The organism is Nocardioides sp. LS1 (assembly GCF_003865225.1).
GTDB classification, from domain to species: Bacteria; Actinomycetota; Actinomycetes; order Propionibacteriales; family Nocardioidaceae; genus Nocardioides; species Nocardioides ginsengisegetis.
Genome location: NZ_BIFF01000002.1, coordinates 1,125,970 through 1,145,143 on the forward strand (window position 1 = coordinate 1,125,970; position 19,174 = coordinate 1,145,143).

A 19,174-nucleotide genomic window follows, 5' to 3' on the forward strand; every position below is an offset into this window, starting at 1 on the left:
CAACAACGACCGGGCAACTACAAAACTACGGGACCCGCCCGGGGACCACAACCTGCGGGTCCGACCAATCTGGCGTGATCCACGACAAAGTGGGCGTTCACCTGCCGGCCACCTGCCAGCCGGAGCCGCGCTAGCGGATCGTGACCTGCCGGTTGGCCAGGCCCGAGCGGGCGGCCCGCTGCTCGGCGGTCAGGTCGGAGGTGTCGGCCAGCGCCTCGGCCAGGTCGGCCGCGAACCGGGCTGCCGGCTCCTCGAGGACGGCCGCGCCGGTGCCGACCGGGAGGTCCCAGACGGGCGCGAGCAGGCCGTGGGCGCGGAACATGCCGACGAAGCGCGATCCCTCCGCGACGACGTCCTTGCCGGCGGCGTGCAGGCGGGCGAGGGCGTCGAGCAGCTCGTTCTCGGGCTCGGGCATCACCCAGCGCAGGTGCTCCTTGGAGCCGACGTTGGTCCAGTACGCCGCCTCGACGCTCGCGAGCCGCGCGGTCGGGGACGCGGCGGTGTTGGCCTGCTCGAGCGCGGCGGCCATCGACTCCTTGTCGTCGACGTCGGCGATCCAGTAGTCGAAGCCGTCGTGGACGGTCACGTCGAGGCTGTCGCCCTCGACGAGGTCCTGCAGGCGCGGGCCCTCGCCGGGGGCGTCGGTCAGGCCGACGATGCCGGGCTCGGACTCCAACGCCTTGAGCAGCACGGCGCCGAGGTCGCGGGCCGGGTCGCCGAAGTTGTGCTGGACCTGGAGGCCGAGCCAGATCTGGCCGCTGTCGCGGACCATCGCGGGCGCGGCCATCGGCAGCAGCGAGCAGAGCTGGACGGGTCGACCGTCGCCGACGCCGTCCTTCAACGTGAGCGGCGCGGTCGCGGCCGGGACCAGCTCGCGCAGCGCGACGACGTCGCACTCGGACGGCAGGCCCTGGAACGGCCGGCCGACGAACACGTCCGGGGCACCGCCCGGCGCGCCGTGGCACGCCTTGTAGCGCCGGCCCGACCCGCACGGGCAGGGCTGGCGGGGACCGACCTCGCCGGGGATGGTCTCAGTGTCACGGGCCTTGGTGCGGGAGCGCTTCGCCATGCGGCGAAACCTATACGCCGAGCAGCTCCAGCATGTACGCCGGGCGGTCGGTGATGACCGCCTTGACGCCGAGGTCCTGGCACAGCGCGAGCTGCTCGGGGGTGTTGACGGTCCACACGTGCAGGTCGTGGCCGGCGGCGGCGATCCGGCGGCCGAGCTTCTTGTGCTCGGTGAGCTCCTCGATGCCGGGGCCGACGATCCAGTCGGGCCCGATGGCGCGGCGCAGCATCGGCCAGTGGTGGGCCTTCTCGACCAGCATCACCAGCGGCACGTCGGGCGCCATCCGCTCGACCCGCTGGAGCGCGGTGAACGAGAACGACATGACCCGGGCCGGCGATCCGGGCCGGTCCCACCCGAAGTGCTTGAGCATGTCGACGACGCGGCGCTCGACGAGGCCGCCGTAGCGGGTGGGGTGCTTGGTCTCGATCGCGATCTCGACGTGGCGGTCGTAGTCGGCCACCGTCTCGAGCAGCTTGCGCAGGGTGAGCACCTTGTCGAGGTCGGTGTCGCGCTCCGGACGCTCCTCGTCGAGGTCGGCCCAGGGGTTCTTCCACGACGCGAAGTCGAGCTGGTCGAGGTCGGCGAGCTCCATCGTGGACACGAGCCCCCGTGTGCTCGCCGTACGACGCAGGTCGCGGTCGTGCACGCAGACGAGGTGGCCGTCGGCGGTCAGGCGTACGTCGCACTCGAGCGCCTCGGCACCCGCGTCGAGCGCGGCGATGTAGGCGCCGAGGGTGTGCTCGGCGTTGTCGTGGCTGGCGCCGCGGTGGGCGACGACCTGGGGTCGCACGGTGATGTCCCGGAGGTCAGGAACGGACGCGCTGCTCGACGAGGCCGACGAGGTTGCCCTCGGAGTCGCGGACGAAGGCCTGCCACTCGTCGGTCCCGGCCGGGCCGAGCGTGTCGTCCTCGTGGCCGAAGATCACGTGCGGCTCGCTCTCCACGGCCACCCCTGCATCGCGCAGCCGCCCGACCGTCGCGTCGATGTCGTCGACGGCCAGGTAGTGCAGCGCGCTCGGAGCCACCCGGTCGAGCAGCAGCCGGACCCCGCCGAGGTCGAAGAAGACCAGGCCCGGCGGGTCGTAGGTCGCGCGCGGCGACGTCCCGAGGAGGTCGGCGTAGAACGCGGTCGCGCGCTCGAGGTCCTCGGCGTGCTGGGCGATCTGGACGATGTTCATGGAGTCTCCCGTGACCGTGACCGTGGCGATGTCGGCAAACGGATGCTAGCGGGACGGGGCGCGACGTACGGTGCGCGAGTGAGCCTCGACCCGGTGACGCCGCAGCCGTCCGTGCACCTGCGCGAGGCGACCGCGCACGACGTCGGCTTCCTGACCGACGTGGTGCTGGTGGCGACCGTCGCGCAGGGACGGGTGCCCGAGGACTTCGACGAGCACGAGTTCCGCAGCGGCTTCTCGGCGTGGACCGCCGAGCAGGTGGGCGCGGTGCGGCCGGACGACCTGGAGCACAGCACGACGTACGTCATCGAGATCGAGGGCGAGCGGGCCGGGCGGCTGCGGGTGGTGCGGGCGCCGGACCACCGCGAGCTCGCGGGGATCCAGCTCCTGCCCGCCCACCAGCAGCACGGCATCGGCACGCACCTGGTCGAGCAGTTCCTCGTCGAGGCGCGGGCCGCGGGGCTGCCGGCGCGGATCAGCGTGGAGAAGGACAACCCGCGGGCGCGGGCGCTCTACGAGCGGCTGGGGTTCGCGAAGGTCGGCGAGACCGAGGCCGAGGTCCAGCTCGAGGCGCGCTGAGGTCTTTTCTCAGGCGTGCTCGAGCAGGTAGCGCCCGAAGTGCGGCACCGTGAACGCGATCCGGCCGCGCTCGCCGGAGTAGATCAGCCCCTTCTTGAGCAGCGAGTCGCGCGCCGGGGAGAGCGACTGCGGCTTCTTGCCCAGCGCGGCCGCCACGTCGGCGGTCGGGACGCTCTGGATCTCGTCGAGCTCCTCCTCGCCCTTCTCGGCGATCGCGACGGCGGCGTCGGCCATGGCGTGGAGGTACTCCCGTTCGCCGGGCGTGGCGCGTTCGAAGCGGCTGCCGAAGAAGCCGACCGCCAGCTCCGCCTCGGCCTGCGGCGCGGCGACCGCGACGTCCTCGGCCGTGATCGGTGAGGAGGTGGCCAGGTCCCAGACGACCTTGCCGTAGGCCTGGATGAAGTAGGGGTAGCCGCCGGTGGCGGCGTACATCGCGGTGAGGGCGTCGGCGGTGTAGGCCGCGTCCTCGTCCTCGGCCGGGGTGCTGAGCGCGCGGTCGGCGGCGTCGCGGGCGAGCCGGTCGATGCGTTGGTACCTGAAGAGCCGCTCGGAGTAGGACTTGCTGGCGCTGAGGACCGCCGGGAGGTGCGGCAGGCCGGCGCCGACCACGATCACCGGGAGGCCGGACTGGCTGATCTCGTGGCAGGCCGCGCACAGGGCGGACACGTCGTCGGGGCCCAGGTCCTGCATCTCGTCGATGAAGATCGCCACGCCCTTGCCGACGTCGGCCGCGAGCCCGCCGAGGTCGGTGAGCAGCTCGACCAGGTCGATCTCGATGTCGCCGGAGTCGGCGCGGCCGCGGACGGCGGGCGCCTCGATGCCCGGGCTCCACTGGTCGCGCAGCTTGGCGTTGGCGCCCGCGTCGCGCTGGGCGAAGGACCGGATCACGCCGAGGACGTGGTCGACGTCGTCGGCCTGGGGGTGGCCGAGCTCGCGCACGGCCTGGTGCAGGGCGCCGGACAGCGGGCGGCGCAGCCCCTGGTCGGGTCGCGCCTCGAGCTTGCCGGTGCCCCAGTGGCGTCGTACGGCGGCGCTGCGGAGCGCGTTGAGCAGGACGGTCTTGCCGACCCCGCGCAGCCCGGTCAGGACGAGGCTGCGCTCCGGGCGGCCGCGGGAGACGCGCTCGAGGACGACCTCGAAGGCCGAGAGCTGCTCGTCACGGCCCGCCAGCTCCGGCGGGCGCTGGCCGGCGCCGGGGGCGTACGGGTTGCGGATCGGGTCCATGATCGGACCGTATCCCGGACTCTACGGTCGACCTTAGATTGAGCTAGGGAGGGCGATCGTGTCGCGGGAGCGCGGTTGGCCGTCAGGCGGTGCGGTGCGCGACGGGCTGGGTGAGCACCCGCTCGTACGCCGTGTCGAGCCCGGCCCGGAGCATGCTGATCAGCTCGGGCACCTCGTCGACGGCCAGCCGGAACGACCCGGCGCAGACGTTGTCGCGCCAGAGGGAGAGCACGACCAGACCGGACTCGTGGTGCCAGGAGACCCGCAGCGCGCGGTCGCCGCCGCGGGCGTCGAGGAAGATCGAGCCCGCCTCCGGCAGCGGTCGTGCGGTGGCCATGTCCCCATCATGCCTCCGCAGGCGGGTCCCTGTCTCTGGCTTCGGGGGTGCACCAGATCGTTCAATTGCGCGGTTCGGCACCTGTTCCGGCCGCGAACAGGTGCTTTTCCCAGCAATTGAACGATCACGAGCACCCCCGACACCCACCTAGACTGGCGCCCGTGCCCGAGCTGCCCGAGGTGGAAGCCCTGGCCCTCGACCTGAAGGGCCGGCTCCAGGACCGCGCGATCGTCAAGATCCACATCGCCGCGTTCAGCGCGCTCAAGACCTTCGACCCGCCGCTGTCGGCACTCGAGGGGACGCTGGTCGACGACGTGACGCGGCACGGCAAGTTCCTCGACATCCACGCCTCCGGGCTGCACCTGTGCCTGCACCTCGCGCGCGCCGGCTGGATCCGCTGGCGCGACGAGGTGCCCACGATCCCGCCCAAGCCGAGCACCAAGAACCCCCTCGCCGTCCGGATCGTCCTGGACAACGACGCCGGGCTCGACATCACCGAGGCCGGCACCAAGAAGAGCCTGGCGATGTACGTCGTCCGCGACCCCCTCGACGTGCCGGGCATCGCGAGCCTGGGGCCCGACCCGATGGTCGAGTCGTTCACCATCGAGGTGCTGGGCGAGATCCTCCAGCGGGAGGGCCGCAAGCAGCTCAAGGGCGTGCTGCGCCACCAGGGCACCATCGCCGGCATCGGCAACGCCTACTCCGACGAGATCCTGCACGCGGCCCGGATGTCGCCGTACAAGCCGGCTGGCGGCCTCGACGACGGCGAGCTGAAGACCCTCTACGCCGCGATCCGGGACACCCTCGGCGCCGCCGTCGAGCGCTCGCGCGGGCTGCACGCCAGCGAGCTGAAGGGCGAGAAGAAGTCCAACCTCGCCGTGCACGGTCGGACTGGACAGGCCTGCCCGGTGTGCGGTGACATCGTGCGGGAGGTGTCGTTCGCCGACTCCAGCCTGCAGTACTGCCCGACCTGCCAGACCGGCGGCAAGCCCCTCGCGGACCGCCGGATGTCCAAGCTCCTCAAGTGATCGGGAGACCCATGCACCAGCAGATCCCCACCGTGACCGTCGACGGCGTCCCGGACCCGATCCCGGACGGCCTCGTGGTGCTCGACGTCCGCGAGCCGGTCGAGTGGGAGCACGGCCACATCGACGGCGCCGTGCACATCCCGCTGATGGACCTGCCCGAGCGGCTCACCGAGCTGCCGGAGGGCCAGACACTGGTCGTCTGCCGGGTCGGCGGGCGGTCGGCCCAGGCGACCGGCTACCTCGTGCAGCAGGGCATCGACGCGGTCAACCTCGACGGCGGGATGGTCGAGTGGGCCGACGCCGGACGCTCGATGGTGAGCGAGTCCGGCGCCGACCCCCACGTGGTCTGACGGCCCTACGGGCCCGACGGCGGGGACGAGGGCATCGGCAGCGGGCACAGGTCGGTGGCCCAGGTGCCGAACGCCTCGGTGTCCTTCTGGTCCGAGCTGTTCAGCGCCCCGGTGAGCGCCTTGATCTCGTCCTGGGTGGCGTCGTCCTTGATCTTGGCGACCGTGTCGATGATCGCCTCGAAGCCCCGGCGCGCGTCGTCGGGGATGTCCTGCGGCGTCCCGGTCTCCTTCATCTTCGCCGCCCAGTCCTTGATCGCCTTGACGGTCTCGCTGTCCGAGGGCGCGGACGTGTTGTCCTTGAAGGCGTCGAAGAGGCTGTTGTACGCCGTGCAGAACTCGTCCTTGGACGCCGACGCCGGTGCGTCGGAGGCCTTGTCGCCGCCGCCCCCGCCGCAGGCGGTCAGCGAGCCGGCGAGGACCAGGGCGGAGGCCGCGAGCGCGACGCGCGATCGGACGGTCACTGCTGGCACGTCTTCTTGACGTAGTCGTCGAAGGCCTGGACCTGGGCCTGCTCGTCCTTGCTGAGGTCCTGGGCGAGGTTGGAGACGTCCGCGGTGCTGGCGTCGTCGGGCAGCTCGCCGATCTTCTGGACCTCCAGCTCGAATCCCTTGCGCGCGTCGGCGGAGATGTCCTTCGGGGTGCCGGTGTCCTCGATCTTGGTGCCGGCGGACTTGAGGGCCTTGACGATGTCGGCGGGCTTCGCGTTGGCACCCAGCCCGGCGATGTCCTTGGCGATGGCGTCGAAGTTGCCGCAGAACTCGGTCTGGGACGCGTCCGCCGGGGCGCCGCCGCTGTCGCTGCCGCTGCCGTTGCCGCAGCCGACAGCGGTGCCGGCCACGAGCACGAGGCTTGCGGCGATCAGGGCGTGCTTCATGGTGGTCTCCTCAAGGTTTGTCCGTCAGTACGTCACCCTGCCCCATCCCGCGGCGTTCATGCACCGCCGGTCAGGCGAAAGCCTCGGCGGCCGGGACCGCGAGGGCAACGGGCAGACGTCGAAGGTACGCCGCCCGGGGCACCTCGATCACCCCCAGGGTCGCCAGGTGAGGCGTGCACCACTGCACGTCCAGGACCCGGTCGTCCGCATACCGGTCGCGCAGCCGCTCGACGAGTCCGACCAGGGCGACCTTCGAGGCGTCCCGCTCGCGGTGGAACATCGACTCCCCGGCGAACAGCCCGCCGATCGCGACGCCGTACAGGCCGCCGACCAGCCGGCCGTCGCGCCAGGCCTCCACCGAGTGCGCCCACCCGAGGTCGTGCAGCCGCGTGTAGGCGGCCCGGATGTCCTCGTCGATCCAGCCGGAGTCGCGGTGCGGGTCGGCGCAGGCGTCCAGGACCTCGGCGAAGGCCGTGTCGACGCGGATCTCGTGGTCCCGGCAGGCGCGGCGCAGCGACCGGGAGACCACCAGCCCGTCCAGCGGCAGCACCCCGCGGTGGACCGGTGAGAACCAGTACATAGGGTCGCCCGGCGTCCCCGAGGGCATCGGGAAGAGCCCGCGCCGGTAGGCCGCGAGCAACGTGCCCGGGGCCAGGTCGGCGCCGATCGCCACCAGGTCGTCGAGGTCGTCGAAGGACGTGGGGTCACCGAAGGACCAGGCGGACGGGGGCGGCTCGACGGGCACGCCGCCACGGTAGTGGTCGCGTCCGTAGGATCGCGGCATGAGCATCAAGGGCAGCCTCGGCAAGCAGGTCGCGCCGCGCATCACGCAGGTGGCGCCGGGCCTGACGACCTCGTTCGTGCGGGAGGCCCTGCACCGGGCCATCCACGGAGGCGGACCGTTCCCGCCGGCGGCGAAGGCGGCCGACAAGCAGCTCGCCGAGCAGCGGGGCAACGTCGACCGCGCGGTCCACGAGGTGATCGAGAACCACGTCCGCTACGCCGGCGCCCAGGGCTTCGTCACCAACATCGGCGGCCTGGTCACCGCCGCGGTCACGATCCCGGCCAACATCTCCGGGCTCGCCCTGGTGCAGTGCCGGATGATCGCCGGCATCGCGCACCTGCGCGGCTACGACCTCGACGACCCGCGCGTCCGCAACGCCGTCCTGACCTCGCTCCTGGGCGAGGACAAGGTCAACGCCCTGGTCAAGGCGCGCAAGCTGCCCGCCCCGCCCATGGCGCTGGCCACCGCGCCCGCGCACGACCCCGACCTGGACCGGATCATCTCCGCCGAGGTCGCCTCCGACCTGATCACGAAGGTCGCCGGCAAGCGGCTCGCGATCACGGTCGGTCGCCGGGTGCCGGTCGTGGGCGGCCTGGTCGGCATGGGCGCCGACGGCTACGCGACCTGGCGGATCGGGCGCTACGCGGACAAGGAGCTCCTGCCGCGCGCGCGGCGGTAGACCTTGAGCAACCCGCGGCCGGCCCGGCCGGTCTGGAGCCGGCGTACGAGCTTCTCGCGGAGGCGGTACGTCGGTCGCAGGTAGGAGCGCGACAGCGCGGCCCGGGTCTCGTCGAGCTCGCGCCCGAGGCGCTCCTCGGACTGCCGCAGCCGGGCGTTCTCCAGCAGCAGCGCTCGGACGGCGTCGACGGCGGCACCGGCGACCTGGCGCTCGTTGGGCTGGTCGGGGTCGGCGAAGCGGGTCGGCGGCTCGGGGCCGATGAGGTCCTGGAGGTCGCCGACCACGTCGTAGCCGCGCGCCTTGATCTCCTCGATCCAGGACGCGCAGACCTCCTGCGCCCACGGGTGCACGTCGGGCGGCAGGGCCAGCCGCGGTGAGGCGGTGCGCTGGGACAGCGTCTGGTGGGCGAGCAGCTCGCGCACGAGCGGCCGGTAGTCGGGCGGCTCGAGCACCCGGTTGACCGACCGGTTGATCCGGCGGAGCAGGGCGGTCTCGGGGACGCCCATCGAGGGGTTGGCGCGCTCGGCCTCGAGGTCGAGATCGAGCCCGTCGAGCCCGAAGGTGCCGGAGAAGCGGCGCCACAGGAGGTCGCGCGGGCCACCCGGGGGCGGCACCGTGACGAGGTGGATCCGCTCCGGCGGCAGGTCGTGGCCCCAGCGGTCCAGGATGTCCGGGACCTCCTGGACACCCCAGAACCAGTTGGCGATCCGGCTCTCGCGGGCCGGGTCCCGGATCTGGTCGAGGAAGCTGGCGTAGCTGATCGTGGAGCGGTGCTTGACGTTCTCCTGCCACTCCGCCGGGATCTGGCGGACCAGGTCCCGGACCGACAGCACGAGGTGCACCTCGGTGCCGTCCCGGTGGCCCAGCGACTCCAGCGCCCGCCCGGCCTGGGCCCGCGAGGCGGTGGCCAGGATCTCGTGGCTGATGACGGCGGTGCCCTCCCAGCGGCGTACCTGCTCGGCGAGCCGCTCCCAGGCGCCGATCGCCTCGGTCTCCAGGCCGCCCCAGGGCAGCCGCATCAGGTCGAGGGCGGCGAGGAAGTGCGCGTCGAACCGGTCGGCGGGGTAGAGCAGGTCGGCCTCGCCGAGGGTCCGCTTGTTGCGGAAGAGCACGTCCTGGAGGTAGGACGTGCCGGTCTTGGGGGTGCCGACGTGCAGCAGGACCCGCTTGCTCACGCCGTCTCTCCCCCGTCTCGTTGCGGACCGCGCCCGTCGCGGTCACCCTCCAGCAGCAGCCGCAGCGCCAGCGCCAGGACACCGGCGTCCGCGGGTGCGGTCACGCCCGGACGGTCCCGGGGCAGCAACGCGTCCGGATCGCCGTGGACAGCGTAGCCAGCGCGGAGCAGCTGGGCCCGCATCCGCGTGGCGCGACGACGCAGCCACTCCGCGTGCTCCGGGGGTACGACGAGGGGCGGGCCGTCGTCGGCCGCGAGCCGGGGCCGCAGGGTGTCCCGCAGGAGCGCCTCGCGCTTGCTCGGCACGACGAGCAGGCCGAGGACGGCAGCGGTGCGGCGGGCCAGGTCGGTGGCGTCGGCGGACAGCTCCAGCGGTGCCGGGAGCGGCTTGCGGGTGCCGGTGAGACCCGGGAGCAGGGCCGGGTCGAGGACGACCTGCACGCGGGGCGTGCCGATCCGGTCGGACCAGCGCCGCGCGTGCCCCAGGACGTCGACGCGGGGCGGCAGGCCGGGCTGGTGGGTGACCGAGTCCAGCCAGTCGCCCCAGTCGGGGCCGCCCTCGGTGAGGCTGCGGTGGGTCCAGGCATCCACGACCATCGCGTCGACCGCGCGGCCCACGACCAGGACGACGCAGCCGCGCCCGCCCGGCGGCCGGCCGCGGCGGATCAGCTCGGCGCGGACCGGGTCGGCCACCCACGGGTCGCCGACCAGGCGGTAGCGGGTGCGCCACGGCCGCTGGAGCGGCGTACGCCGGCGGGTCCGCGGCAGTCCGGCCGCGACCACGTCGTCGGCCAGGACACTGGTGGCGACCCGGATCAGCTCGTCGTCGGGGAGGTCGGCCGGGTCGACCGGCGGCGGCCCGAACGCCGCGTGGTCGATGACGCCGACGAGCTCGAGGTCCGGCCGGCCGCGACCGGGAGCCGACGCGTCGAGGACGCGCGCGGTCAGGTCCGCGCTCGGACGGCCCGCCTCGTTGAGCCGGCGCAGGAGCTCGAGCTGCTGGGCCCCGGGGAGGATCCGCCCCCGCGCCTCGCCCTCGGTCGCCCAGTCCCGCCAGGCGGTGGTGCCGCCCGCGCGGAGGTGACCCACCCACGCCCAGGCACGGCGTACGCCGGGGGTGTCCTCGTGGGCCGCGCCGAGGCTCACGAGCCGCCCGGGGAGCGGAGCCGGCGGGCCTGGGCCCGGACCCGCTGCACCAGCTGGCGCTCGGGGTCGGGCCGGCTGGCGGCCTCGAAGGTCATCGCCGCGAGGGCGTCGATCGCGGCGTTGAGCTGTTTCTTGGCGCCGACCTTGTCGGGGTGCACGAAGACGTCGTCCTCGGCGGGGATGACCGGGCGCAGGTCCTCCAGGTCGCCGATGACGTCGACGCCGCTGGCCCGGACCCAGTCGATCCACTCCTCGGTGCGCTCCAGCACCCACGGGAAGCGCCGCGGCGGCAGCCGGACCGCGGCGGAGTCCCGGTTGACCAGCTGGTCCTGGGCGAGCATCTGGCGGATCAGGCCGTCGTACTCCGCCTCACGACGGGTGGCGCGCTCCATCCGGCGGTTGAGCTGGCGGATCACCTGCGTCTCGGCGATGCCGAGCGACCGGTTGGTGGCCGTGCTGTCCTGGGGCGCCCACGCGGGGTCGATGCCGAAGGCCTCGCAGAAGCGCAGCCACAGCTCGCCGCCGCTGCGCTGGGTGCTGCCTTTCTGGGGGACCGTGACGACGTGGATCCGCTCGGGCGGGATGCCGTCACCCCAGGTGCTGAGCACGTTGGGGATGTCGAAGGCGCGGAAGAACCACGCGTCGCCGCGCTCGATGCGGTTGAGGTAGCGGCGGTAGCTCCACTTGCGGCCCTGCTTGATGCTCTCCTGCCAGGCCGCCGGGATCTGGCGGGCGAGGTCGCGCACGGAGTAGACGATGTGGACCTCGCTGCCCCGCAGGTCGCGCATCGCGCGGGCGACCTTCTCGGGCGAGGCCGGAGCCAGGATCTCGTGGCTGATCACGACCGTGCCGCTGCGCTTGTTGACCCGCCGGATGAGCGCGTCCCAGCTGCCGCGGGCGTGGCCGGGGGCGCCGCCCCAGTCCTGGCCCAGCAGGTCGAGGGCGGCCCGGAAGTGGAACAGGCCAGGGCTGACCAGCGGCGAGCGGGTCGGGAAGTGCACGCCGTGCTGGGCCAGCGACTTCGCGTTGAGCGAGAGCCGGTCCTGCAGATAGGTCGTGCCGGTCTTGGGAGCACCGATGTGCAGGTGGACGACCCGACTCATGGGGTGGATTCTGCCGTACGTCGCCTCACGCCGTGGCCAGGGCCCGCACCACTGCGGACGGGCTCGGCCGCCCGAGCTGACCGGCCATCCACGCGCTGGTCGCGACGACCTTCTCGAGGTCGACGCCGTGCTCGATCCCGAGCCCGGTCAGCATCCACACGAGGTCCTCCGTGGCGAGGTTGCCGGTGGCGCTCTTGGCGTAGGGGCAGCCCCCGAGCCCGCCGGCGCTGGCGTCGAAGGTCGTGATCCCGGCCTGCAACGCGGCGTACGTGTTGGTCAGGGCCTGCCCGTAGGTGTCGTGGAAGTGCATCGCCAGCTGGTCGGTGGCCATCCCCGCTGCCACGAACGCCTCCAGCAGGGCCGTCACGTGGCCGGCGGTGCCGACGCCGATCGTGTCGCCGAGGCTGAGCTGGCTGGCGCCGAGGTCGAAGAGCCGCTTGCCCACGCTGACGACCTGCTCGACCGGCACGCCGCCCTCCCACGGGTCGCCGAAGCACATCGAGACATAGGCGCGTACGTCGAGTCCGGCGGCCCGGGCCCTCGTGACGGTCGGCTCGAACATCGCGAACTGCTCGTCGAGGCTGCGGTTGAGGTTCTTCTGCGCGAAGGTCTCGGTGGCCGAGCCGAAGATCGCGATGTGCTTGCAGCCGAGCTCGAGGGCCCGGTCGAGGCCGCGGTCGTTGGGGACGAGGACCGGGAGGTCCTGGCCCCGGGCGCCCAGGCGGGTCATCAGGTCGGCGGCGTCGGCGAGCTGGGGCACCCACGTGGGGTGCACGAAGCTGGTCGCCTCGACGATCGGGAGACCCGCGTCGAGGAGCCGCTCGATGAACGCGGCCTTCACTTCGGTCGGGACGAGCGCCTTCTCGTTCTGGAGCCCGTCGCGGGGGCCGACCTCGTAGATCGTGACCCGCTCGGGGAGCCCCGCGGCGGGGACGACGGTGGGGGTCCTCATGCGTCCTCCCCGGTGTGGTCGGCCTCGACGTGGAAGAGGCGCGCGCCCAGCGCGACCTGGTCGCCGGTCGCGGCCTCGACGGCGGTGACGGTGCCGGCGAAGGGTGCCTTGAGGCTGAGCTCCATCTTCATCGCCTCCATCACGCCGAGGACGTCGCCCTCGGCGACGGCCTGGCCCTCGGTGACGCGGACGTCGAGGAGGGTGCCGGGCATCGGCGAGAGGATCGTGCCGTCGCCGAGGTCGGCGGCATGGTCGCCGAAGACGTCGGGGCGCTCGAAGACGTGGCGGTGGCCGCGGTGGGCGACCTCCACGACGTGCGGCTGCACGTTGACGACCGCGCGCTCGCGGCGGCCGTCGATGGTGAGCACCACGGTGTGCAGCTCGGCCAGCAGCTCGGTGACCTCGTGCACGGTCGTGCCGTCGTCCACGACGCCGCGGGCGCGGTCGACCGTGACCGGGCGGTCCAGCTCGACGATGACCGGCGCGTGGGGCCCCGCCGAGCGCCAGCCGTCGGCCTGGAAGGGGTGCCCGGCATCGGTCGCGACCAGCATGGCCTGCGTCCAGGCAGCGATCACCCGGGCCGTGTCGTTGCCGGGCGCGGGGACCTCGGCGGTGTCCAGCCAGGCGGTGTCGATCGTGGCGTCGCGGAACTCGTCGCTGGCCGCCAGCGCCCGGAGGAATCCCAGGTTGGTGGTCAGCCCGAGGATCGCGGTGTCGTCGAGGGCGGCGACCAGGCCGCGGCGGGCGGCCTCGCGGTCGGCGCCGGTGACGATGATCTTGCCGAGCATCGGGTCGTAGGACGTGCTGACGACGCTGCCGCTCTCGAGCGCCGCGTCGACCCGGACCCCCGCACTGCGCTGCCGGCCCGGTGCGTCGGCGTCGGGCCAGCGCACGATCGAGGCGGTGCCGGCCTGCGGCAGGAACCCGTGGAACGGGTCCTCGGCGTAGACCCGCGCCTCGATGCTGTGCCCGGTCACCGTCAGGTCGTCCTGGGTGAAGGGCAGCTCCTCGCCCGCCGCGACGAGCAGCTGGAGGCGCACGAGGTCGACCGGCGAGCCGGGCGTGCCGGTCGCCCGCTGGTGCATGGTCGTCGCGACCACGACGGACTCGGTGACGGGGTGCTCGACCTGCAGGCGGGTGTTCATCTCCAGGAAGTAGACCTCCCCGGTGTCGTCGTCGAGCAGGAACTCCACGGTGCCGGCGTTCTCGTAGCCGACGTGCGCGGCCAGGGCGACGGCCGACTCGGTGACGGTGCGGCGTACGTCGTCGGTGATGGTGGGCGCCGGGGCCTCCTCGAGGACCTTCTGGTGGCGGCGCTGGGTCGAGCAGTCGCGCTCGAAGAGGTGCACGACGTTGCCGTGGGCGTCGGCGAGCACCTGGACCTCGATGTGCCGGCCGTGCTCGACGTACTTCTCGACCAGGATCGTGTCGTCGCCGAACGCGGACGCGGCCTCGCGCTTGGCCGCCGCGACGGCGTCGTCGAAGTCGGCCTCGGCCCGGACGATCCGCATGCCCTTGCCGCCGCCGCCCGCGGCAGCCTTGACCAGGACCGGGAACTGCATCTGGTCGCCGGAGTCGCCCGTGCCTCGGGGGACCACCGGGACGCCCGCGGCGATCGCGATCTCGCGCGCGGCGTCCTTGCGCCCCATCTGCTCCATGACGGTCGCGGAGGGGCCGACCAGCTTGATGCCGGCGTCCTCGACGGCCTGCGCGAAGGCGGCCCGCTCGGACAGGAAGCCGTAGCCGGGGTGGATCGCGTCGGCGCCGGACGACTTGGCGGCGCGGACCACCTCGTCGATGTCGAGGTAGCTCTCGACGCGCACGGCGTCGTCGGCCTCGCGGACGTGCGGCGCGCTGCGGTCGAGCTCGGAGTAGATCGCGACGCTGCGCAGGCCCGCGGCCCGGCAGCCGCGGATGATGCGGAGCGCGATCTCGCCACGGTTGGCGATGAGGACGGAGTTCAACATGCGCATCACATTCTGAAGATGCCGTAGGAGGGTTCGGGGATCGGCGCGTTCGACGCGGCGGCCAGGCCCATGCCGAGCACCCGGCGGGTGTCGGCGGGGTCGATGACGCCGTCGTCCCAGAGCCGGGCGGTGGAGTAGTACGGCGAGCCTTGCGCCTCGTACTGGTCGCGGATCGGGGCCTTGAAGGACTCCTCGTCCTCGGCCGACCACTCCCCGCCCTTGAGCTCGATGCCGTCGCGCTTGACGGTCGCGAGCACGGACGCCGCCTGCTCGCCACCCATCACCGAGATCCGGGCGTTGGGCCACATCCACAGGAAGCGCGGGTCGTAGGCGCGACCGCACATGCCGTAGTTGCCGGCGCCGAACGAGCCACCGATGACGACGGTGAACTTCGGGACGACCGAGCAGGCGACCGCGGTGACGAGCTTGGCGCCGTCGCGGGCGATGCCGCGGTTCTCGTACTCGCGGCCGACCATGAAGCCGGTGATGTTCTGCAGGAACACCAGCGGGACGCCGCGCTGGTTGCACAGCTCGATGAAGTGCGCGCCCTTGAGCGCGGACTCGCTGAACAGGATGCCGTTGTTGGCGATGATCCCGACCGGGTGGCCCCAGATCCGGGCGAAGCCGCAGACGAGCGTCTCGCCGTAGAGCTTCTTGAACTCGTGGAAGCGGCTGCCGTCGACGACCCGGCGGATCACCTCGCGCACGTCGTACGGCGTGCGGGTGTCGGCCGGGACGACGTCGTAGAGGGTCTCGGGGTCCTCGTGCGGCTCCTCGACGGGGTGCACCGGGATCGAGCGGGTGACCGGGCGCTCGAACGTGTCGACGATGCTGCGCACGATCGCGAGCGCGTGGGCGTCGTCCTCGGCCAGGTGGTCCACGACACCGGAGGTGCGTGCGTGGACGTCGCCGCCGCCGAGCTCCTCGGCCGTGACGACCTCGCCGGTCGCCGCCTTCACCAGCGGCGGACCGCCCAGGAAGATCGTGCCCTGCTCCTTGACGATGACCGTCTCGTCCGACATCGCCGGGACGTAGGCGCCGCCGGCGGTGCAGGAGCCCATCACGCTGGCGATCTGCGGGATGCCCCGCGCCGACAGGTTGGCCTGGTTGAAGAAGATCCGGCCGAAGTGCTCGCGGTCGGGGAACACGTCGTCCTGCATCGGCAGGAACGCCCCGCCGGAGTCGACGAGGTAGACGCACGGCAGGTGGTTGTCGGCCGCGACGGTCTGCGCCCGCAGGTGCTTCTTGACCGTCATCGGGTAGTAGGTGCCGCCCTTGACGGTCGCGTCGTTGGCGACGACCACGACCTCGCGGCCGCTCACCCGGCCAATGCCGGTCACGACGCCGGCACTGGGGACGGCCTCCTCACCATCCTTGGCGCCGTACATCCCCGTCGCCGCGAGCGGGCTGAGCTCGAGGAAGGGGCTGCCCGGGTCGAGGAGCCGGTCGACCCGGTCCCGGACGAGCAGCTTGCCGCGGTCGGTGTGCTTGGTGCGGGCCGCCTCGCTGCCGCCCTGGCGGGCCACGGCCAACCGGTCTCGCAGCTCGTCGACGAGCGCCCTCATGTCCTGGCTCACGGAGCCAAGGTTAGCGGTCGTTAACCCGGGCCGTCCACGGCGTGGCCCTGGGTCAGCGCCCGAACATCCGGGCGAGGAACCCACCGGACGCGGCGCGCTCCTCCTTCGCGTGGCCGGGGCACCACTCAGCGGCGGGCACGACGGCCTTCACCTGCGCGACGTGCTGGCCGCAACCGGCCCAGGTGGTCTTGCTGCAGGTCTTGCATCGGACGGGACGACACATGGAGTTCTCCTTCAGGGGTGGGGACGGATGGTGTCAGACGAGGCTGGGGAGCGCCTGGCCGGCGGTGACGAGGGCGGCGACGACGACCACACCGGCGAAGGCGCGCGTCAGGCGGCCCTGGTCGGCGCTGGTGGCCAGCCGGGCGCCGAGCACGGCGCCGGCCGAGGACGCCAGGGCCAGGAGCAGCACCAGGTCCCAGGCGGGGTGGACGCCCGAGCCGGCGCGGAAGAGCAGGGAGGCGGTGCTGGTGAGGGCGATGACGACCAGCGAGGTGCCGCCGGCCACGCGGGGCGCGAGGCCGAGGGCGAGCACGAGGGCCGGCACCACGACGAAGCCGCCGCCGACCCCGAGGAAGCCCGTGAGCAGCCCGACGCCGGTGGCCGTCACCAGCACCCGGAGGGCGCGGGGGCAGCGGCACACGAAGGGGTGGAGACCGAGGATCGGCTCCTCGTCGCCGGCGCGCCCCTCGGGGAGCGGCCGGCGCGCCCGCAGCACCATCGTCACCGCGACGACGACCATGAGCAGCGCGAACAGACCGAGGAGCACCGGCTCGGGGACCCGCAGGGCGAGGTGCGCCCCGAGCCAGGCACCGCCCAGGGCGACGGCACCGAACCCCAGACCGCGCCCGACGAGCACGTTGCCGCGCCGCCGGGCCGCGACGGCACCCGTGGCCGCGCTGACGCCGACGACGACGAGCGCACCGGTGGTGGCCTCGAGGGGACTCTGGCCCAGCGCGACGAGCACCGGCACCGCCAGCACCGAGCCGCCGCCGCCCAGGGCCCCCAGCGCCAGGCCAATCAGGATGCCGGCCACGGCGGCCAGGACGGCGACCGTCACGAGGCGACCGCGTTCTCGAACACGTCGTCCACGGCCACGACCCGGCGCCCGGCCGCGTCCAGCACGGAGGCGGCGACGGACGCCCGATAGCCGCCGGCGCAGTGCACCCAGACCTCGCCGGCCGGCACGTCGGCGATCCGGTCGACCAGCTCGTGCAGGGGGATGTTCACCGCGCCGTCGAGGCGGGCGGCGGCGAACTCCGACTCACGGCGTACGTCGAGGACGACCACGTCGCGGTGGTGGCGGACCTGGACCAGGTCGGCGAAGCTCGCCGTCGGGAAGCCGGCGACCCGGTCGGCCCACCCTTGGGGACCACCGGTCGCCGCGGCGACCGGACGCTCGATCCCGATCCGCACCAGCTCGCGCTGCGCGGCGGCGATGTCCTCGGCCCGCTCGGCGAGCAGGGTCAGCGGCGTCCCCCACGGGATCAGCCAGCCCAGGTAGGTGACGAAGGGCCCGTCGAGGCCGAAGTTCAGGGTGCCCGGCGCGTGTCCGCGCGCGAACGCCGTCCGGTGGCGGAGGTCCACGACCCACTCACCGGCGGCGATCCGCCGGCGCAGCTCGGCCGCGTCGGCCGGCGACGGCGGCTCCAGGTCGGGCGCACCCGGGCCGACGAGGTTGGCCGGGGCCATGTGGGCGTAGTACGTCGGCCAGGCATCCAGGCCGGCCAGCAGCTCCTCCACCCACGTCTCCTCGTCCTGGAGCAGGACCGGGTTGACCCGGCGCTCGCGACCGATCGTCGACTCGGTCGCCTCCGTCTGGGTCGCCGAGCAGAACGACCCGAACCCGTGGGTCGGCAGGACGCTGGCCTCGCAGGGCAGCAGGCTCGCCAACCTGCGGGCCGAGGCGTACTGGTGGTGGACCAGGTCGTGGGTGTGCTCCGCGCCGAGCAGGTCGGGTCGACCCGTCGCGCCGTAGAGCAGCGACCCGCCCGAGAAGACGGCCACCGCCTCGTCGAGGTCGTCGCTCCCGTCGGTGAGGACGTAGCTGAGGTGGCTGAAGGTGTGCCCGGGCGTCGCCACGGCCGTGACCCGCAGCCGGTCGCTCACGCGGATCCGCGAACCCTCGCGCACCGGCGTGCGTTCGAAGGCGACGTCGTCCTCCTCGTTGACGAGGTAGGCCGCGCCCGTGTGCTGGGCCAGGGCGAGGCCTCCGGTCACGTAGTCGTTGTGGATGTGGGTCTCGAAGACGTGGGTCAGCCGCACTCCGTGCTCGTCGAGCAGGGCCAGGACGCGGTCGATGTCGCGCTGAGGGTCCACCACGAAGGCGACCTCGCCGTCGTGCACGAGGTAGCTGCGGTCACCCAGTGACGGCGTCTCGATCGTGAGGATCGTCAGGAGCTCGCGCTGGTCGAGGTCGACGTCTCGCATCCGGATGTTCCCTTTCCTTCGATACCCCGAGGGGTATAGGCTCGCCACCAAGATAACACCCCCTGGGGTATCGTCAAGTCACGCGAGGAGGAGGATCCGCCCATGAGTGCCATCACGCTGACCGCCGAGAACTTCGAGCAGACCGTCATGGAGAACCCGATCGTGCTCGTCGACTTCTGGGCGTCGTGGTGCGGCCCGTGCCGCCAGTTCGCCCCGATCTACGAGGAGGCGGCGGTCGCCAACCCCGACGTGGTCTTCGGGTCGGTCGACACCGAGGCCGAGCAGCAGCTCGCCGCGGCCGCGCAGATCACCTCGATCCCGACACTCATGGCCTTCAAGGAGGGCACCCTCGTCTTCGCGCAGCCGGGTGCCCTGCCCAAGGAGGCCCTCGCGCAGGTGCTCACCGCCGTACGCGAGCTCGACATGGCCGAGGCACGCGCCGCCCAGGAGGACTGATGAAGCTCGACCCCCAGGACATGGGACCGGTCATCAACCGGATCAAGCGCGCCCAGGGCCAGCTGGCCGGCGTGCTCCGGATGCTCGAGGAGGGCCGCGAGTGCGAGGACGTCGTGACCCAGCTCGCCGCCGTCTCCAAGGCCCTGGACCGGGCGGGCTTCGCCATCGTGTCCACCGGCCTGCAGCAGTGCCTGACCCGCGGCGACGGCATCGACAGCCTCGACGTGAAGAAGATGGAGAAGCTCTTCCTCTCCCTCGCGTGACCGACGC

The 19,174-nt window shown here is 72.8% G+C and carries 23 protein-coding genes; 6 read left to right on the top strand and 17 right to left on the bottom strand.

What is annotated here, in order from left to right:
* Nucleotides 1-130: 130 nt before the first annotated feature.
* Genes EJF31_RS10315 through EJF31_RS10325 form a run of 3 tightly spaced genes read right to left on the bottom strand, consistent with a single transcriptional unit; the run spans nt 131 to nt 2,247 of the window.
* Nucleotides 131-1,069 (bottom strand): DUF5926 family protein, encoded by a 939-nt coding sequence (locus EJF31_RS10315; RefSeq protein WP_125036963.1) that lies wholly within the window; start codon nt 1,067-1,069, stop codon nt 131-133.
* A 10-nt stretch (nt 1,070-1,079) separates the two neighbouring features.
* Nucleotides 1,080-1,859, bottom strand: a complete 780-nt coding sequence (locus tag EJF31_RS10320; protein WP_125036964.1) for a glycerophosphodiester phosphodiesterase family protein — start codon at nt 1,857-1,859, stop codon at nt 1,080-1,082.
* 16 nt (nt 1,860-1,875) lie between these two features.
* A complete protein-coding gene (locus EJF31_RS10325) occupies nt 1,876-2,247 on the bottom strand; it encodes a VOC family protein (RefSeq protein ID WP_125036965.1) in 372 nt (123 codons plus the stop codon).
* Between the two features lie 78 nt (nt 2,248-2,325).
* Here EJF31_RS10325 and EJF31_RS10330 point away from each other — a divergent pair, with 78 nt between their 5' ends.
* Complete coding sequence (locus EJF31_RS10330; protein ID WP_185736196.1) at nt 2,326-2,823, top strand: GNAT family N-acetyltransferase; 498 nt, start codon at nt 2,326-2,328, stop codon at nt 2,821-2,823.
* A 9-nt stretch (nt 2,824-2,832) separates the two neighbouring features.
* Here the strand turns inward: EJF31_RS10330 and EJF31_RS10335 are convergent, their stop codons facing one another.
* Nucleotides 2,833-4,047, bottom strand: a complete 1,215-nt coding sequence (locus EJF31_RS10335; protein ID WP_125036967.1) for an ATP-binding protein — start codon at nt 4,045-4,047, stop codon at nt 2,833-2,835.
* A gap of 82 nt (nt 4,048-4,129) precedes the next feature.
* A complete protein-coding gene (locus EJF31_RS10340) occupies nt 4,130-4,384 on the bottom strand; it encodes a hypothetical protein (protein WP_125036968.1) in 255 nt (84 codons plus the stop codon).
* A 161-nt stretch (nt 4,385-4,545) separates the two neighbouring features.
* Between EJF31_RS10340 and EJF31_RS10345 the strand changes: the two genes are divergently transcribed.
* Both EJF31_RS10345 and EJF31_RS10350 read left to right on the top strand, forming a co-directional pair.
* Entirely contained in the window at nt 4,546-5,412 is an 867-nt protein-coding gene (locus EJF31_RS10345; RefSeq protein ID WP_125036969.1) for an Fpg/Nei family DNA glycosylase, read from the top strand.
* Nucleotides 5,409-5,762: a rhodanese-like domain-containing protein gene (locus tag EJF31_RS10350; RefSeq protein ID WP_307718971.1), complete on the top strand. Its 354-nt coding sequence runs from the start codon at nt 5,409-5,411 to the stop codon at nt 5,760-5,762. Before EJF31_RS10345 ends, EJF31_RS10350 begins: the two co-directional genes overlap by 4 nt.
* Nucleotides 5,763-5,767: 5 nt before the next feature.
* Here the strand turns inward: EJF31_RS10350 and EJF31_RS10355 are convergent, their stop codons facing one another.
* The 3 genes from EJF31_RS10355 to aat form a co-directional block, all read right to left on the bottom strand.
* The gene (locus EJF31_RS10355) at nt 5,768-6,223 is read right to left on the bottom strand and encodes a hypothetical protein (RefSeq protein ID WP_125036970.1); all 456 of its coding nucleotides are present in this window, start codon (nt 6,221-6,223) and stop codon (nt 5,768-5,770) included.
* On the bottom strand, nt 6,220-6,636 hold the full coding sequence (locus EJF31_RS10360; RefSeq protein ID WP_125036971.1) for a hypothetical protein: 417 nt from the start codon (nt 6,634-6,636) through the stop codon (nt 6,220-6,222). Before EJF31_RS10360 ends, EJF31_RS10355 begins: the two co-directional genes overlap by 4 nt.
* 70 nt (nt 6,637-6,706) lie before the next feature.
* The gene (gene aat / locus EJF31_RS10365) at nt 6,707-7,420 is read right to left on the bottom strand and encodes a leucyl/phenylalanyl-tRNA--protein transferase (protein ID WP_125037735.1); all 714 of its coding nucleotides are present in this window, start codon (nt 7,418-7,420) and stop codon (nt 6,707-6,709) included.
* On the opposite strand from aat, the gene EJF31_RS10370 reads away from it, so the two are divergent.
* A complete protein-coding gene (locus EJF31_RS10370) occupies nt 7,419-8,099 on the top strand; it encodes an EcsC family protein (RefSeq protein WP_125036972.1) in 681 nt (226 codons plus the stop codon). The genes aat and EJF31_RS10370 overlap by 2 nt on opposite strands.
* Here the strand turns inward: EJF31_RS10370 and EJF31_RS10375 are convergent.
* The 9 genes from EJF31_RS10375 to EJF31_RS10410 all read right to left on the bottom strand — a co-directional run bounded on the left by EJF31_RS10375 (nt 8,060) and on the right by EJF31_RS10410 (nt 18,448).
* Nucleotides 8,060-9,274, bottom strand: coding sequence for a hypothetical protein (locus EJF31_RS10375; protein WP_125036973.1), 1,215 nt, complete (start codon nt 9,272-9,274; stop codon nt 8,060-8,062). The two genes, EJF31_RS10370 and EJF31_RS10375, sit on opposite strands and share 40 nt — an antisense overlap.
* The gene (locus tag EJF31_RS10380) at nt 9,271-10,419 is read right to left on the bottom strand and encodes a hypothetical protein (RefSeq protein WP_125036974.1); all 1,149 of its coding nucleotides are present in this window, start codon (nt 10,417-10,419) and stop codon (nt 9,271-9,273) included. The genes EJF31_RS10375 and EJF31_RS10380 overlap by 4 nt, the downstream gene beginning before the upstream one ends.
* The gene (locus tag EJF31_RS10385) at nt 10,416-11,522 is read right to left on the bottom strand and encodes a hypothetical protein (RefSeq protein ID WP_125036975.1); all 1,107 of its coding nucleotides are present in this window, start codon (nt 11,520-11,522) and stop codon (nt 10,416-10,418) included. Before EJF31_RS10385 ends, EJF31_RS10380 begins: the two co-directional genes overlap by 4 nt.
* 25 nt (nt 11,523-11,547) lie before the next feature.
* The gene (locus EJF31_RS10390; protein WP_125036976.1) at nt 11,548-12,474 is read right to left on the bottom strand and encodes a hydroxymethylglutaryl-CoA lyase; all 927 of its coding nucleotides are present in this window, start codon (nt 12,472-12,474) and stop codon (nt 11,548-11,550) included.
* Nucleotides 12,471-14,441 carry a biotin carboxylase N-terminal domain-containing protein gene (locus EJF31_RS10395; protein ID WP_125036977.1) on the bottom strand — a complete coding sequence of 657 codons (1,971 nt, stop codon included), beginning with the start codon at nt 14,439-14,441 and terminating at the stop codon, nt 12,471-12,473. Before EJF31_RS10395 ends, EJF31_RS10390 begins: the two co-directional genes overlap by 4 nt.
* Before the next feature lie 5 nt (nt 14,442-14,446).
* Nucleotides 14,447-16,006 carry a carboxyl transferase domain-containing protein gene (locus EJF31_RS10400; RefSeq protein WP_185736275.1) on the bottom strand — a complete coding sequence of 520 codons (1,560 nt, stop codon included), beginning with the start codon at nt 16,004-16,006 and terminating at the stop codon, nt 14,447-14,449.
* A gap of 64 nt (nt 16,007-16,070) precedes the next feature.
* A complete protein-coding gene (locus EJF31_RS21830; RefSeq protein WP_185736197.1) occupies nt 16,071-16,241 on the bottom strand; it encodes a hypothetical protein in 171 nt (56 codons plus the stop codon).
* Nucleotides 16,242-16,274: 33 nt separating this feature from the next.
* Complete coding sequence (locus EJF31_RS10405) at nt 16,275-17,078, bottom strand: sulfite exporter TauE/SafE family protein (protein WP_221767519.1); 804 nt, start codon at nt 17,076-17,078, stop codon at nt 16,275-16,277.
* Nucleotides 17,075-18,448 carry an MBL fold metallo-hydrolase gene (locus EJF31_RS10410; protein WP_125036979.1) on the bottom strand — a complete coding sequence of 458 codons (1,374 nt, stop codon included), beginning with the start codon at nt 18,446-18,448 and terminating at the stop codon, nt 17,075-17,077. Before EJF31_RS10410 ends, EJF31_RS10405 begins: the two co-directional genes overlap by 4 nt.
* A 102-nt stretch (nt 18,449-18,550) precedes the next feature.
* Between EJF31_RS10410 and trxA the strand changes: the two genes are divergently transcribed.
* Nucleotides 18,551-18,904 carry a thioredoxin gene (gene trxA, locus EJF31_RS10415; RefSeq protein ID WP_125036980.1) on the top strand — a complete coding sequence of 118 codons (354 nt, stop codon included), beginning with the start codon at nt 18,551-18,553 and terminating at the stop codon, nt 18,902-18,904.
* Nucleotides 18,904-19,167 (top strand): metal-sensitive transcriptional regulator, encoded by a 264-nt coding sequence (locus tag EJF31_RS10420; RefSeq protein WP_125036981.1) that lies wholly within the window; start codon nt 18,904-18,906, stop codon nt 19,165-19,167. Before trxA ends, EJF31_RS10420 begins: the two co-directional genes overlap by 1 nt.
* Nucleotides 19,168-19,174 lie beyond the last annotated feature (7 nt).

Coding starts and splice junctions, on each gene's coding strand:
- EJF31_RS10370 (WP_125036972.1), top strand. CDS start 7,419: ATGAGCATCAAGGGCAGCCTCGGCAAGCAGGTCGCGCCGCGCATCACG.
- EJF31_RS10420 (WP_125036981.1), top strand. CDS start 18,904: ATGAAGCTCGACCCCCAGGACATGGGACCGGTCATCAACCGGATCAAG.
- trxA (WP_125036980.1), top strand. CDS start 18,551: ATGAGTGCCATCACGCTGACCGCCGAGAACTTCGAGCAGACCGTCATG.
- EJF31_RS10395 (WP_125036977.1), bottom strand. CDS start 14,441: ATGTTGAACTCCGTCCTCATCGCCAACCGTGGCGAGATCGCGCTCCGC.
- EJF31_RS10410 (WP_125036979.1), bottom strand. CDS start 18,448: ATGCGAGACGTCGACCTCGACCAGCGCGAGCTCCTGACGATCCTCACG.
- EJF31_RS21830 (WP_185736197.1), bottom strand. CDS start 16,241: ATGTGTCGTCCCGTCCGATGCAAGACCTGCAGCAAGACCACCTGGGCC.
- EJF31_RS10360 (WP_125036971.1), bottom strand. CDS start 6,636: ATGAAGCACGCCCTGATCGCCGCAAGCCTCGTGCTCGTGGCCGGCACC.
- EJF31_RS10390 (WP_125036976.1), bottom strand. CDS start 12,474: ATGAGGACCCCCACCGTCGTCCCCGCCGCGGGGCTCCCCGAGCGGGTC.
- aat (WP_125037735.1), bottom strand. CDS start 7,420: ATGCCGCGATCCTACGGACGCGACCACTACCGTGGCGGCGTGCCCGTC.
- EJF31_RS10315 (WP_125036963.1), bottom strand. CDS start 1,069: ATGGCGAAGCGCTCCCGCACCAAGGCCCGTGACACTGAGACCATCCCC.
- EJF31_RS10340 (WP_125036968.1), bottom strand. CDS start 4,384: ATGGCCACCGCACGACCGCTGCCGGAGGCGGGCTCGATCTTCCTCGAC.
- EJF31_RS10400 (WP_185736275.1), bottom strand. CDS start 16,006: ATGAGGGCGCTCGTCGACGAGCTGCGAGACCGGTTGGCCGTGGCCCGC.
- EJF31_RS10325 (WP_125036965.1), bottom strand. CDS start 2,247: ATGAACATCGTCCAGATCGCCCAGCACGCCGAGGACCTCGAGCGCGCG.
- EJF31_RS10385 (WP_125036975.1), bottom strand. CDS start 11,522: ATGAGTCGGGTCGTCCACCTGCACATCGGTGCTCCCAAGACCGGCACG.
- EJF31_RS10335 (WP_125036967.1), bottom strand. CDS start 4,047: ATGGACCCGATCCGCAACCCGTACGCCCCCGGCGCCGGCCAGCGCCCG.